This is a genomic window from Paenibacillus xylanexedens (genome assembly GCF_007680605.1).
Classification (GTDB): Bacteria; Bacillota; Bacilli; order Paenibacillales; family Paenibacillaceae; genus Paenibacillus; species Paenibacillus xylanexedens_B.
Genome location: NZ_VEIO01000003.1, coordinates 39,956 through 55,967 on the forward strand (window position 1 = coordinate 39,956; position 16,012 = coordinate 55,967).

Sequence of the window (16,012 nt, forward strand, 5' to 3'; positions counted from 1 at the left end):
ATGGTTTTTCAATTTTTTACACCTGAAACCTTTGGATAACCTGATTCAGTTCGTAAGCCAAACTTCTCAGTTCGTGGGAGAGACTTGATACTTCTTCCATCAGCGCCAGTTGTTCTTCCGAAGAAGCACGAGCCTTGTTCGCGTTACCGGATGAATCCGAAGCCACAACACCCAATTGCTCCAGAGAAGCAGCAATCTGATCACTGCTGGCTGACATTTGCTCGGAGGCAGCGGATACTTCGTAGACTTGTCCCGATACCTTCTGAATAGATTCGACAATCTGGCGGAATGTTTCTGCCGTTAAAACGGATGTCTCTGCTCCTCGTTTAGCGACATCCACCGACTCTTCAATGGAGGTTACGGCCTTCTCCGTATGATTCAGGATACCTTGAAGAATCTGGTCGATCTGATCAGAAGACTCTTTGGAGCGGGCCGATAGCTTCTGAATCTCCTGTGCAACCACCGCAAATCCTCTTCCGGTCTCCCCTGCTCTGGCTGCCTCAATGGATGCATTCAGCGCAAGCAGGCTCGTCTGATCCGCAATATCCCGAATCATGGACATGATTCCACCGATGTTGCTGTTCAGTTGTTGAAGATCATGAAGAACTACGACTGTGCCCGACATGTTAAGTTCAATCTTCTGCATCTGATCGACCATCGTTGTAATATCTGCCTCACCTCGGCTAGCGAGATCCGTTGTATCCGAAGCCAGTTCAGCAACCACCTGAGATGAGTCAGCAATTCGTTTGATGCCAATGACCATCTCACCGATGGACTCCTGGCATTCATTCGTGGATTGACGTTGCTGTTCTGCCCCGGAGGACACCTGCAACATCGATTCGGTAATCTCTTGTGAGGCTTCAGTCGTACGTTCCGAACTCATCTGCAGATCCGCAGCTGAGCGGGTCACACTCGCAGAAGTGGACTGAATGCCTGTAATCAGTTGCTGCAGCCCCCCAAGCATATGATTAAATGCATTGGCCGTTTGTCCAATCTCATTGTTATTGCGAACATCCAGACTGACTGTCAGATTGCCGCCTGCTGCCTGTTTCGATACGTCTGCCAGCTTCTGTAATGGTCGAAGTACAATTCGAGCCAGAATGACCAAAACTATAATCATAATGACGGCAATGACCAATCCACTCCCCAGACTGTACAAAAACATCCACATCTGATCCTGCTTCACTTGGGCAGCATCCAAATCCAGACCAAAAATCGCAATCGCCTTGCCCGTATCATCCTTAATTGTGCTTAGATAGGTCACCCATGTCCCCGCAGTATCCGTGTAGGGTTCTGTAAAAGCGGTTCCGTTCTGAAATACATGATCATATGTATCTTGAACTATTTCTGGAATTTCATATTCGACACCGGGCACCATATCCATTTCATAGAGAGCCTGATTGACTTGCAACCCCGTTAAGATCTGTTTCCCATCACGTTCAATAATATCCGATCTGAATATATATGCGTTTGCAATGGAAGCAACACCGGTCATCGCATCGAGTTGTTCTTTCAATGACGTCAGTTCGGGAGATGTTGGGTTAGGTGAAGCCTCCAGTTGCTGATTCGCTTGTTCTACCCATTTATGGTTGAGCTGAAGCTGATTGGACAGCGCCTTACCTACCTGATTGATTTCTTCGTAGTAAGCCTGCTGACTTTGTTTGAAATTCAACACACTCATCAGGATGATCATTACAAACAAAATGATGGCAATCAGGACAGAACTGGTGAAAACTAAACTTCGATTGCGGAAGTAGCGTAACATTGCAGATTCCCCTTTTCCTTTACTTTTGTAGCTTACATATCCGTCCTGATAAAGAATGAGTTCGAGTTCGAGTTCGAGTTCGGGTTCGACTCCTTTCCCCACCTATGCATTCAGCATATGATATGACACTATATAATATATATCGTGATATAATTGCTGTTTTTGAATGGCGATGATATAAAAATAAAAAAAGGCCAACCGTTAAAAACAGGTTGGCCTCGCATAATAGAGAATAGGAAAAAGATGGTCAGCGACCTCTTCTATCCTGCTCTCTATCTTTTACATTTTCTATATGTTAACGCACCTCAAAATGACGAACACGGACGCCCGCAGGTAACATCAGGTAGATATCCTGCACTCCCGATGCCCCTGTAAGATCAACCTCTACCGTAGACCACTGCTGAGCACTGCCTTGTGCAAGTTCTACCCGTCCTGCGATTGCACCATCTGACGCACCCAATCTCACTTCCAGCACACCCCCTTGCTGTTCTGCGGATAGGCGAGCTTTAAATGTGGTGGCCCCGTTGCCAAGGTCAGCATCCTTAAAGGCAATCCATCCTTGCTCTCCTATGACACGGACTGCTGTACCGCCCTCTTTGCACTCATCCAGTTCCACGCTCCGATATGTATCATAATTCTCGGCACGTGTAGTCACACTCAGGTCACGTGAAGGTATGATCTCTCCATCTATTTTTAGATCTGCGACCAACTGCACATCGGAGGAAGATTTGGCTGCCATAATCGAATAGATGCCATCCTCCACAACATAGCAGTCACGTGTAACATCCCAGATGGCCAGTTCCTGAACCGGCAGGTCAAAATGAACGGTCGCTGTCGCTCCAGCCTCAATATGCAGGCGGCGGAATGCTTTTAGCGTTTTGAGAGGACGTTTCACTCTGGACTTTCCTGCGCGCACATACAGCTGCACGACCTCGTCACTGGCGATTGAACTGGTATTCGTCACATCCACTCGAATGGTCACGCGGTCGTCTTTTCCTGCTTGCGCAGGGCTAACCTCCAGATTGCTGTATTTAAATGAAGCATAGGTCAAACCATGTCCGAACGGATATAACACATCTCCTTCAAAATATTGATACGTGCGGCCCGCTTGGATAATGTCATAATCCCGGATATCAGGCAGTTGATCTGCCGACTGCACCCAGGTCATGTTCAAACGCCCAGCAGGTGCATAATCTCCGTACAATACATCAGCGACTGCGTTCCCCAGCTCCTGTCCGGCGTGTGACGTATACAGGACCGCTGGAATATTCTCCTGAACCCAGTTGCAGGTAAAAGGATAACTGCCTACAATCACCACTACGGTGTTCGGGTTAGCTTCATGTACTGCCTTCACCAGCTGAAGCTGTGATTCAGCCAGCTCCAGGCTGGGGCGATCCACTTCTTCTTTACCGTTAACGAGCGGGTTGTTACCGACAAATACAATTGCTGTCTCGGCTTCTTTGGCTACAGCAACAGCTTCGTTGATCCCGTTCGTTACGACATTTTGCTCGAATAGCGCCGCATCACCGAATGTTGTCAACTCTTCGGCCACCTTGAGTGCATCATGGCCATCGTTCGATGTCGTCACGATTTTACCATTCCATGTGGTAAGCCCCACACGGCCTTCCCCCTGTGGCAACAGATGAAACACTTCTTTGACAAACCAGCCATACACTTCATTAGCCGAAGCAATGACCGACTCTTCATCTGTGGTCAGGTATTTGCGGTTACTCTCTGCCTGCAACGTGTAACTGCCGAACCCCCAATCCGTCACTCGGAATGTCTCGGCTTCTTCTGAGGCTTTCACTGCCATCTCAGATGAGCCCTCCACTCTGACAAGACCCAGCTGTTTGCCACTTGCTGCTGATTTCAGTGTGATGCGATTGTCACCGTCTTGGAAAGTAACGTTATCACTGCCCACTTTGCCGCGAATCGCCTCCAGAGGCGTGACGCTGTAGGGTAGTGTACCGGCATACCAGTCCCGATAGACTGTTCCGCCGAGCTGGCCAATCACAGCTACTTTGCCTGTTCTGGTTTTGTCCAAAGGAAGGGTACTATTTTCGTTCTTGAGCAAGACGACCTGCTCTCTTGCCGCCCGGAGAGACAGTGCTTTGGCCTTTTCTGTCATCATGGATTCCTCACCAATTGCAGCGTACGGATTGCCTTCCTCCGGATCAAATTCACCTAGACGGAATCGCACACGGAATGTATTGAACAAAGCTTTGTCGATATCTTCCATAGTCAGGAGTCCCTGCTCCAGCCCTTCACGAAGCGCTTGCTTCGACAGTTCGGCATCATCGGTGATGCTGTCAATGCCTGCTTTGACAGACTCTACCGTACCCGGTGTGTGAGAATCATAATACTTATGGTCATTCTTGATGCCCATCACGTCTCCCGCGTCACTGACGATAAATCCATCCATGCCCCATTCACCTTTGACAACCTCGTTCACAAAAGGGTGCAACAGAGCCGGCGTGCCATTGATCGAGTTGTACGCTGTCATCATTGACTGCGCTCCACCTTCTTTAAAAGGCTTCTCGAATGCTTTCAGATAATATTCGCGCATATTGCGCGGATCAATGCTGGATGAGCCGCTGCCACGATCCACTTCGTTGTTGTTGCCTAGGAAGTGTTTGAGTGTAGCTACGGCCTTATAATACTTGGGATGGTCTCCTTGAATACCTTTGACCAACGCCGTTGTCAGCTCTGCGGTCAGTTCCGGGTCCTCGCCATACGCCTCTTCGTTTCGTCCCCAGCGCGGGTCACGTTCCATATCCACCGTAGGTGCCCACAGCGTAAGACCGTTGACGGCGGGATTGCGTTTGTAAAATACACGTGCCTCGTCTCCGATGACGGAGCCGATCTCTTTCATCAGGTCGGTATCCCACGTACATGCGAGTCCTACAGGCTGCGGGAATGAGGTAGCTTCACCAAGCCAAGCCAGGCCGTGGGCGGCTTCCGTTCCATGTTTGTAAGCAGCAACACCCAAGCGCTCAACGGCTGGCTGGTATTGCAGCATGGATTCAATTTTTTCATCGTCCGTCAAACGGGACACAAGGTCCTTCACTCGATCGTTAAGTGCCATGGTTGTATCTTGAAACGGATATTTCGTTTGATGAGTTGTCATATCTAATCTCCCTTTACTGTATAGTATAGTTTCATTATGATAGCGAATACATTTTAATTCATAAAAACGGACTATATCTTTCCGATTACCTCTCTAAAACGAACAAAAATCCCTTATACAACATGATGTATTTATATTTTAGTGGATATTAACCAAAAACCTAAAACGATTTCGGTAATCCTACTATAAAACATTCTGATATAAAAAAATAGAGGGGCATGTCAAGAAAATGTTCCTCTTCCCTTCTTACAAATATGCGGTTACTCGTTTTTTTCCGGCATACTCTGGCAATCCTGAATACAAGTACAGGGACTTCGGCTTCTGAACGTCCCCTATTATGCGTGATTATGATCTAGGAGGAAACCAATCCATGAATAATAATGAGCAGTTGAAGACCAGCTTGCCGCCGGTGCCGGAATCTTTGTGGCGTGCCGCGAATACATTCGAATCTTATCCGAAGTTAATAGAGGATACCACAGCTGACGTAGCGATTATCGGAGCCGGGATCGCAGGCATCACCACAGCCTATTTGCTTGCCCAGTCTGGTCTGAGTGTCGTTCTGCTTGAAGCTGGAAAAGTACTGGACGGCACAACAGGCCATACAACCGCCAAAGTATCTGCACAGCATGGTGTTATTTTTGATGAAATTATGCATCACTTCGGACATGAGCAGGCACGGATGTACTATGAAGGGAATGCACATGCAGCGAGCTGGATGCGTAGTCTGGTCAAGGAAAAGCAGATCGAATGTCAGTGGGCTGATGAGGATGCTTACGTCTATATTCAATCCGAAGACAATATCAAAAAGCTGGAGGTCGAGCTGACCGCTTATGGTAAACTCAACATCCCTGGTGAATGGGTAGACCCCCTTCCGATTCCTGTCCCCTCCAGAGCAGGCATTCGTATGCCTGGACAAGCTCGTTTCGACCCTTTAGCTTATCTGCACTACCTGCTTGCTTCAGCCGTGAAAAAAGGGGTACGTGTCTATGAACAAACTACGGTAACTGACGTTGAGGAGGAATCCTCTCTGAAAATCAGAACCTACGGCGGTTCATTCGTCACGGCAGAGCATATCGTTGTCGCTTCCCATTTTCCCGTATACGATCCCGGATTTTACTTTACGCGACTTCATGCTGAACGCTCCTATGCCGTGATGGTTGAACCTGAAAGACCTTATGCAGGCGGCATGTACATCTCTGATGATGATCCTGCCCGTTCACTCCGTGCTGTCGTTCATAATGGTAAAGAGCATATTCTGTTCGGCGGAGAAAATCATAAAACCGGACAAGGCATCTGTACCTTTGGTCACTACGAACGTCTGGAAAAGTATGCAGCCGAGACGTTTGGGATTCGTAACATTCCGTTTCGCTGGTCGGCTCAGGATCTGATCTCCATCGATAAAGTGCCCTACATCGGGCCGATTACCGGAAGGCATGAACGGATCTATGTCGCCACAGGCTTTGCCAAATGGGGCATGACCACAGGCACGATGGCCGGACATCTGCTGGCAGACCGAATTACCGGAAGAGATAATCCGCACGCAGAAGTATTTGATCCGGCTAGATTCAAGGCAGACCCGGGTTTCAAACATTTTATCGTGGAGAACGTCAATGTTGCGAAGGAGTTAATTGCAGGCAAAGTCGGCATTGTACACAAAAAAATAAACGAGCTTGGCAACGACGAAGGCGCAGTCGTGCGTCATAACGGTAAAAGGGCCGGTGCCTATAAGGACACCAGCGGTAAGCTGTTCCTGGTGGACACGACATGCACCCATTTGGGATGCGAAGTGGAGTGGAATAATGGGGAACGTTCCTGGGACTGCCCATGTCACGGCTCACGTTTTAATTATGAAGGTCATGTCATTGAAGGACCTGCGGTCGAAGACCTCCCCATCCTGGATGTGCAGGAGCAGTAAATAATGTTGTCGTACACCCTATAGCATATGCTATACAGCACATACCATATATGCCCCACCAAATGCACAGAACAAGATTTTTGAGCTCCTTGTGTGAACGTACGTAGAACTTTACTAACGTATATTTCATCTCATAGACCGGATCGGTATCCGCCTCCAGACGGAAGCAGCCGACCCGGTTTTTTTGTATGCTAATATAGAACTAAGGTTACAAACCTTGCCTAACATTACATAAATAATAAATGCAATGATGAATCCACCACCACTGCACTAAACCATACATACGAATGATTTTTGAACAGAACCAAGAAAAAACGTTATGAAAGTAAACATCCATTCCAAATGGGCGTCCTAGAGCAACTTATCTAATGGAGGAAGGAACACAAGATGAATAGACAGCAATTTATGCAAGCTATGGAAGTCGTTTTACGTCCGATGGACCGATTGGAACGTGCCGAACTACTTGCAGATTATGCCCACAAGTTTACGTTAGGGCTACGTGAAGGCAAATCGGAAGAAGAGATTGCACGCGAGCTCGGTCACCCGGAGGAAATTGCACGTAAAGTACTCGGTGAACGGCATGACGCTAAATCATACTCCGACACATCAGGTAGAGGTAAAGCTCCCTTCGATGTACCAACGTTCCAAGAGATGAGGCCACCTGTTAATTACAATCGGGCTACGCGGAATTTTTTTGTGGGGATCGGTTTGATCTTCCTTAATCTGGCCCTCATGATTCCGATCGGTCTTAGCCTCTGGTCCGTTTGGCTCACGATAGCAAGTCTATCCTTGTTTGCTCTGGCTCCTGTCGCTGTTGCCTTCGACTATCTGTATCTGAATCACCTTGAAACAACAGAAATTTTCGTTGCTATTGGGCTGTTCGGTATTGGCATATTGTTTGCCCTTGCCTCTAAATTTGTCTTTATTGCATTTAAAAATGTGACACTTCACTATATTCGGTGGAATGTAAACGTGATGAAAGGGGATGTTTCTGCATGAGCACGAAAAAATGGGTAGCACTGGCTCTCGTCTGCATTGGCATAGGTTTACTTGGAACATCGGTCTATGGTTTTCAGTTCAAGGATGATAGAGAAGCATACAGCAAGCGGTGGGAACTGAGCACCGGTGGACTGCAAGAGGATCTGCAAAATATTCAGCTGGATGGCAACTTTAACGCGGATATTGAATTCATCGTTAGTCCAGACAACCAAGCGTATATCGAAGTGGACGGAAAGTGGGATCCGGAGGTTATCCAAGGTTTCGAGGAGGCAAGTTTTACCGATGGAACATTCCAGCTGACGCTGCAAAAACACAACCGTCTGAAGTTGTTCTCATTTAATTGGAACTGGGGGGAACAGGATTCAAGAATAACCGTGGCTTTGCCAAAAGGATATCCCTTGAATGATGTCACACTACAATCTACCTCAGCAGATTGGAATATAACCGGGCTAAATGCTGAACATTTGGAGATGAAAAGCACCTCAGGCACCATCGTTCTAAATGATATTCAGGTTCCTCGCATGGAATTGTCTTTGACCTCAGGGGACATTGCTGCTTCTGCTATTCAAGGGGATATAGCCGTAGAACAGACGTCAGGAAGCTTCACCGCAAAACAAGTGGATGGAAAAGTAAACAGCGTAATTCAATCAGGAGATGTGGAAATTACACAATTGAATGGTGAGGCTAATGTTGAGTTCACATCCGGCAGTATCGATATCCAGCAATCTCACGCAGCGCCTATTCAGGTATCAGGGACATCGGGAGATATCTCCATCCAGGCTGCGCCTGATTTTGACGGAATTTATGAGGCCAAAGCCACTTCGGGCGATGTTAATATACCGGAGTCGCCAGGCATAAGTCAGGATGTGATCCAGGCACGCACGACCTCTGGCAGCATTCGAATTACCCAGCCGCGCTAACGTGTGATGAAGCATATTTCCGATCATTGGGTAAAGTATAGTATAATCAAGTGCTAACCCAAATGCTGAGGAGGAATATTCCTATGGAACTTAAAAATAAAACAGCCATCATTACTGGCGCCGGCAAAGGTATTGGACGCGCCATCGCTGAAGCCCTCGCCAAAGAAGGCGTACATCTCGGACTGATCGCCCGCACGGCTTCCGATCTGCAGTCTCTTCAAGAGTCTCTAAGTAAGGAATATGGCGTGAAAGTAACGAGTGCTGCAGCAGACATCTCGGATCGCTCTCAAGCTGAAGCAGCAGTGGCAGCTATTGAAATGGAGCTGGGAGCTGTAGATATCCTCATTAACAATGCAGGGATCGGAAGTTTCGGTACGCTGCTAGAGATGGACCCTGAAGAGTGGGAACGCATCCTGCATGTGAATGTCATGGGTACATACTATGTAACTCGCGCCATTCTTCCAAGCATGATCAAGGAAAGCAGCGGTAGCATCATTAACATTGCTTCAACAGCAGGTGAGCGCGGATTCGCTACAGGTTCAGCGTATTGCGCATCCAAATTCGCATTGCTTGGCATGACGGAATCCTTAATGCAGGAAGTTCGCAAATCCAACATTCGTGTAACCGCGCTGACACCGAGCACCGTGAATACGGAACTGGCTGTAAATGCTGGACTCAAAATCGGAGACGAGGATCGCATGATGCAAGCCGAAGATGTAGCCGAACTGGCGCTGGCCACACTCAAGCTGTCTGACCGCGTATTCGTCAAAGCCGCAGGGATCTGGACAACGAATCCGCAGTAAGGCGTTAGTAAAGGTTTGCAGGAATGAATTAAAACATACAATGAAGACACCACCAACCAGCATTCTGGTTGGTGGTTTTTGTGTTTATGATATAAAGGATATCTAACGTATTCGTGAGGATGCTGAAGGTAATCAATTCGAAATTAGACATGACTCTGCTGGGAAACGTCAGGAGTTTGAATATCATGAGTGAGACCATACCAGTTATGACTGTGTTTGCCGGAACCAACGCCTATCATTATAGCGGAAATCATGAAAGTGTAATTGATCTATTGTGTAGATTATATCCCTGCTTGGGCTAATCCTGTTTTGGCTCAATACTGATACACTCGGGTGACATTATAACTCCCTTACAAACTTGTGTATCAATATCTTCGGACAGGGATTAGACTCCTCTGGGCTCCATACAACATACAGAAAGGCCCCAGTCTAGAGGATGGTTTTTTTGTTTGTTGTATGGAATGCGGAGGGATGTGAATCTTGAGTCGGTTAGATATTGTTATTAATTTTCTCGTGTTCATTTAAATGATGCAGTATTTATGAACGGGTTTACGAAGCTATTGCAAGATGAACCGGGGACAATTCTGTTAAGATCAGGGGTTCATTTATTTTTCGAGCTGTACAACGGCACTGTCGATAATGAGCCACTTTTTTGTTGCTCAAAATTTGTTCAGAGTTTGTTTAGAGTAATGTGATATGGTCTAGCGAGCTAAAGTATAGAGACTTGGGGAAGGAAGATGAAATTTGTCGAATCCAGAAGAAAAGGCAAGAAAATTCAGTGCGAATTTTTCTGATTGGAAACAAATAGCTTATAAAATCGTTCGAATACAATTGTCGTTTTTGTTGCTAATTAGCACATGTATGCCGACCAATTGGGGGCAAGAAGCAAATGCAGCACCCATAACAAGCTCCCTTGATAATTGGTACATCCGATCCATCGGACAAAATATAATTGGTGTGACCTATGGCAACGGCATGTATGTAGCGGTTGGGACAAATGGAACGGTGTTGACCTCCAGTGACGGATTGAACTGGATGACCCGCACAGTGGGCACCGCAATTCAATTAAATGGTGTTGCCTATAGCAACGGCACGTATGTGGCGGTGGGACAAGGTGGAAAGATATTGACCTCCAGTGACGGAGTGAGCTGGATCATCCGCGATTCAGGCACCACGAATGAACTTCGTACAGTCAATTACATCAACGGCTCGTATTTCGCGGTAGGAGCAAATGGTACAATTTTGACCTCCAGTGACGGAGTGAACTGGACGAGCCAGGCGTCGGGCACCACGCAATTTATTTTTGCCGTTAACTACTTCAATGGCATGTATATAGCGGTGGGCTCAGTCGGGACAATCTTGACCTCCAGTGACGGAGTAAGTTGGACGAACCGCTCTCCGGGAACCACAAATAGTCTATTGGGTGTAAGCTACGCCAACGGCACGTACGTGGTGGTGGGGCAAAGTGGAACAATATTGACTTCCAGCGACGGAACGAACTGGACCAGCCGCTCGTCGGGAACCACAAATAATCTTGTTGGCTTCGTATACGCCAACGGTACATATGTGGCTGTGGGCGTAGGTGGGACGATCGTAACCTCCAGTGACGGAGTGAGCTGGCTGACCCGTACGTCGGGCACCGCGAATAATCTTGCTGGCCTCAATTACATAAACGGCACGTTTATAGCGGTAGGTTATGGTGGAACGATTTTGGCCTCCAGTGACGGATCGAGCTGGACAAGCCCCCTGTCAAGTGTTACCCCAAATCATCTTTTGGGTATCAGCCACTTAAACGGCATGTATATAACGGGGGGCAATGGGGGGACGATTGTGACCTCCAATGACGGAGCGAACTGGACGGCCCGCTCGTCGGGCACCTCGTTTCCTCTATACGGCTTCAGCTATGGCAACGGCACATACGTGGCGGTGGGTTATGGTGGAAAGATATTGACCTCTAATGACGGAACGAGTTGGACGAGCCAAACATCAGGCACTTCGAATCTTCTTTATGCCGTCACCTACGGCAACGGCAAATATGTTGCGTCGGGTGCAAAGGGAACCATATTAATCTCTAGTGACGGATTGAATTGGACAAGTAGTTCTTCGGGTATTACCAATGATTTACGAAAAATCACTTACGGCAATGGTACCTATATAGCGATAGGAGCAAATGGAACGATACTGACCTCCAATGACGGAGCGGGCTGGACAAATCAAACGTCTGGCACCATGAAAAATCTTTACGGTGTTAACTACGACAACGGCAAGTACATCGTGGTGGGGCAAGGTGGAACGATCTTGACCTCCAATGATGGAGTGAGCTGGACGAGTCAAACGTCTGGCACCATCAATGAACTTTATGATGTAAGCTACATCAACGCCACTTATATGGTGGTGGGGTTAAACGGAACGATATTGACTTCCAGTGACGGAGCGAGTTGGACGGCCCGCACGTCTGGCACCTTGAGTGCTCTATATGGTGTCATCTACGCCAACAGCAAGTATGTGGTGGTTGGGGCAAGCGGATTGATTTTGCAATCACCAACAATAGCCACACTGACCCACGCGGCAACACCAAGCATTGATACGCAGCCGACGGGCACCACGGTTAACGAAGGCGACAGCAGCCCGAACTTGAGCGTAGCGGCCAGCGTAAGTGACGGCGGAACGCTGTCGTACCAGTGGTACAGCAATTCGGCGAACAGCACGAACGGCGGCAATGCCATTGCGGGTGCAACCAGCGCGACCTATGCGGCGCCGACGACATCGACAGGCACGACCTACTACTATGCTGTCGTGACAAACACGAACAACAGCGTCAGCGGCAACAAGACCGCAACGGCAACGAGCAACATCGCTGCGGTCAACGTGAACGCTCTGACCAACGCGGCAACACCAAGCATTGATACGCAGCCGACGGGCGCCACGGTTAACGAAGGCGACAGCAGCCCGAACTTGAGCGTAGCGGCCAGCGTAAGTGACGGCGGAACGCTGTCGTACCAGTGGTACAGCAATACCGCGAGCAACACGAACGGCGGCAATGCCATTGCGGGTGCAACCAGCGCGACCTATGCGGCGCCGACGACATCGACAGGCACGACCTACTACTATGCTGTCGTGACAAACACGAACAACAGCGTCAGCGGCAACAAGACCGCAACGGAAACGAGCAACATCGCTGCGGTCAACGTGAACGCTCTGACCAACGCGGCAACACCAAGCATTGATACGCAGCCGACGGGCGCCACGGTTAACGAAGGCGACAGTAGCCCGAACTTGAGCGTAGCGGCCAGCGTAAGTGACGGCGGAACGCTGTCCTACCAGTGGTACAGCAATTCGGCGAACAGCACGAACGGCGGCAATGCCATTGCGGGTGCAACCAGCGCGACCTATGCCGCGCCGACGACATCGACTGGCACGACCTACTACTATGCTGTCGTGACAAACACGAACAACAGCGTCAGCGGCAACAAGACCGCAACGGCAACGAGTAGCATCGCTGCGGTCAACGTAAACATAGCGCCTACCCATACGATTGCTCCTATTGCGGATCAAACGTTAGCTGCACTTACTCAAGGTTATGCTGTGGGTACCCAAGAGACAAAAACTATCGATGTAACGAATACCGGCACGAGCGATTTGTCGAATCTGTCGGCAACGGTTAGCGGCATTCATGCTAGTGATTTTGTGATTACGCAACCAAGTACAACGTTAGTGAACGGAGCGACCACGTCAACCTTTACGGTGAAAGCGAAAGATGGCTTACCAGCGGGGACATATACCGCAACAATAACGTTATCAGCAACCCAAATGACGGATGTGACGTTTACAGTGATGCAAGTTGTGAACATGCCGAACGCACCGGAAAATCCGCAAAACCTTGTGGCTGTAGGAGGAAACGGTGAGGTCACCCTAAATTGGAGTACGGTAACGGGAGCGACGTATTACAACCTTTATATGGCGACTGATCCAAGTCAGCTTAGCAACGCTTCGGTTGTTATCGTCAATTCCTCTACCTACAATGCACAAAACTTGCTAAACGGCACGACCTATTTCTTTACAGTGAGAGCAGGTAACTCGGGAGGCTTGAGTGGGGAATCGAATCAGGCAAACGCCACTCCTGCAACTGTACCGGCAGCCCCAACGAATGTTTCGGCAGTAGCTGGAAACGGAGAAGCCACCGTAACCTTTACAGCTCCAACCGAGAACGGTGGAAGTCCGATTACGGGGTATGAAGTAACCGATTCATCAGGGAATGTAGTCACAACAGGAGCGGCAAGTCCGATTGTAATTACAGGTTTAACGAATGGAACGAGCTATACATTTACGGTGAAAGCGATCAATGGTCTAGGAAAAAGTACAGCATCCGCTGATTCAAATGCGGTCATTCCGCAAAAGTCATCCGGCAACAGCACTGTTCCGATCGATACGCCATCCGTGCCTAGTACTCCAACCATCCCGGAGAAAACGAACACGGGAATGGATATACTTGTGAATGGTAAAGCGGAAAATGCGGGGACCGTAGCGAGAACCCAACGAAACGGTCAAACCGTTACAACCGTGTTTGTGGATCAGAAAAAGTTAGAGGACAAGCTCGCTACGGAAGGCCAAAATGCTGTGGTGGCGATACTTGTAAACGACAAATCCCATGTGACCGTCGGCTCATTGAACGGTCAGATGGTGAAAAACATGGAGGACAAGCAAGCTGTTCTTGAGATCAAAACCGATCGTGCGACCTATACGATTCCAGCGCAACAAATCAATATTAATACGATATCCGAGCAGGTCGGCAAGTCAGTAGCCTTACAAGATATCCAGGTACAAATCGAAATCTCCGAACCAACAACAGATATGGTGAAAGTTGTTGAGAATGCGGCAACAAAGGGAACGTTCACGCTTGTCGTACCGCCTTTAAACTTCACGGTGAAGGGTATCTACGGAGATAAGACTGTCGAAGTATCGAAGTTTAATGCCTATGTCAAACGAAATATTGTGATTCCGGACGGTGTTGATTCCGGTAAGATTACCACAGGAATTGTTGTTGAGACAGACGGAACCATACGTCATGTTCCGACCAAGATTGTCGTGATTGACGGCAAATATTACGCGCAAATCAATAGCTTGACGAATAGCACGTATTCTCTTGTCTACCATCCGATCGAATTTGAAGATGTGGCCAAACATTGGGCAAAACAAGCAGTGGGCGACATGGGATCGCGGATGATTATCGATGGTACGGGCAATGGTATGTTCAGTCCCGACCGGGATATTACCCGCGCTGAGTTTGCAGCCATCATTGTTCGTGCATTGGGACTCAAGACGGAGAATGGAACAACCTCATTCTCAGACGTACAATCAACAGATTGGTACAGCAGCGTTGTCAATACTGCTTATGCCTACCACTTGATCGGCGGTTTTGAAGATGGTACCTTCCGTCCGATGGACACGATTACACGGGAACAGGCAATGGTGATCCTCTCCAAAGCAATGGCGATTACTAATCTGAAAGGCAATCTTGCTATTCAATCAACAGACGTAATACTTCGCCCTTATGGAGATACAGCAACTGTGTCTGCATGGGCGCTGAGCAGTATCGCTGATACTGTAGAGGCTGGCATTGTATCAGGAAGAGGCGGCAATGAGCTTGCACCGAAGGATTACATCACTAGAGCTGAGGTTGCCAAAATTATTCAGGGACTATTGCAAAAATCCGGCTTGATTTAAGCAAGGGGACGACGGCAACTGAATTGTGATTTGGCACAGCTAAGACTCGTAAAGAATAACTAATTAACTAAAACAAGGTGAGGGACACGTGTCCCTCACCTGTTTATGCTTTTGTAAAACACCTGAATCAGTTCTCGACTAACAAAAGCAGACGGCATACATCATATTTTACAATTCTTCCCCTTCTTCACTCGCCTCACTTACCTTACTTGTTCAACAGATGATCCAGCTCCAATTCCTTGGACACCGCAATCAGCACAACGGCGGGTTCCTCACCAATATTAGTCACCTCATGGGGTACAATCGCGTTCCATGTAAACGAATCTCCCGCTTCCAGCGTCTCGACATCCTCCCCCTGCTTCGCTTGGATGACACCTTGCAGTACCAGATGACTCTCCTCGCCCGCATGTTTGCTGATCCCGGTCGAAGCTCCTGCTGGCAGTTCTACAATGGACATTCGCATCGCACCTTTTGCCGTTAACTGCTGTACTTTGATCTGCCCGCTACCTGCTGTGGTCTCCTTGCGTTCATGTTTGCGGACCACATTCATACGTTGCTCCGACGTTAACAACAGGTAAGGCAACGGTACGCCGAGATAGTCCGCGATGCTTTCCAATGTAGCGATGGACGGTGACGTTTTGTTATTTTCCACATTGCTGATAAACCCTTTGGACAACCCCGTCCCCTCACAGAGCTGCATAATCGTAATCTGTTTCTGTTTGCGTATCGTTCGAATGGCCAAGCCAATATCCATGTGAC

General features: G+C 48.3%; 8 protein-coding genes. 5 read left to right on the forward strand and 3 right to left on the reverse strand.

Features of this window, described 5'->3' with window-relative positions; genetic code table 11:
• Positions 1-16 precede the first annotated feature (16 nt).
• Together FS818_RS18120 and FS818_RS18125 are read right to left on the reverse strand one after the other, a co-directional pair.
• Entirely contained in the window at positions 17-1,765 is a 1,749-nt protein-coding gene (locus tag FS818_RS18120; protein WP_145333549.1) for a methyl-accepting chemotaxis protein, read from the reverse strand.
• A gap of 295 nt (positions 1,766-2,060) precedes the next feature.
• On the reverse strand, positions 2,061-4,892 hold the full coding sequence (locus FS818_RS18125; RefSeq protein ID WP_145333550.1) for a glycoside hydrolase family 3 protein: 2,832 nt from the start codon (positions 4,890-4,892) through the stop codon (positions 2,061-2,063).
• 370 nt (positions 4,893-5,262) lie between these two features.
• Here FS818_RS18125 and FS818_RS18130 point away from each other — a divergent pair, with 370 nt between their 5' ends.
• The 5 genes from FS818_RS18130 (at position 5,263) to FS818_RS29325 (ending at position 15,253) form a co-directional block, all read left to right on the forward strand.
• On the forward strand, positions 5,263-6,807 hold the full coding sequence (locus FS818_RS18130; protein ID WP_145333551.1) for an FAD-dependent oxidoreductase: 1,545 nt from the start codon (positions 5,263-5,265) through the stop codon (positions 6,805-6,807).
• Positions 6,808-7,194: 387 nt separating this feature from the next.
• Positions 7,195-7,806, forward strand: a complete 612-nt coding sequence (locus FS818_RS18135; RefSeq protein ID WP_145333552.1) for an HAAS signaling domain-containing protein — start codon at positions 7,195-7,197, stop codon at positions 7,804-7,806.
• On the forward strand, positions 7,803-8,726 hold the full coding sequence (locus tag FS818_RS18140) for a DUF4097 family beta strand repeat-containing protein (protein ID WP_145333553.1): 924 nt from the start codon (positions 7,803-7,805) through the stop codon (positions 8,724-8,726). Before FS818_RS18135 ends, FS818_RS18140 begins: the two co-directional genes overlap by 4 nt.
• A gap of 83 nt (positions 8,727-8,809) precedes the next feature.
• Positions 8,810-9,529, forward strand: coding sequence for a 3-ketoacyl-ACP reductase (locus FS818_RS18145; protein ID WP_145333554.1), 720 nt, complete (start codon positions 8,810-8,812; stop codon positions 9,527-9,529).
• Positions 9,530-10,390: 861 nt separating this feature from the next.
• The gene (locus FS818_RS29325) at positions 10,391-15,253 is read left to right on the forward strand and encodes an S-layer homology domain-containing protein (protein ID WP_260989904.1); all 4,863 of its coding nucleotides are present in this window, start codon (positions 10,391-10,393) and stop codon (positions 15,251-15,253) included.
• Positions 15,254-15,458: 205 nt separating this feature from the next.
• On the opposite strand, the gene FS818_RS18160 is transcribed toward FS818_RS29325, so the two are convergent.
• Entirely contained in the window at positions 15,459-16,007 is a 549-nt protein-coding gene (locus tag FS818_RS18160; RefSeq protein ID WP_145333555.1) for a helix-turn-helix domain-containing protein, read from the reverse strand.
• Positions 16,008-16,012 lie beyond the last annotated feature (5 nt).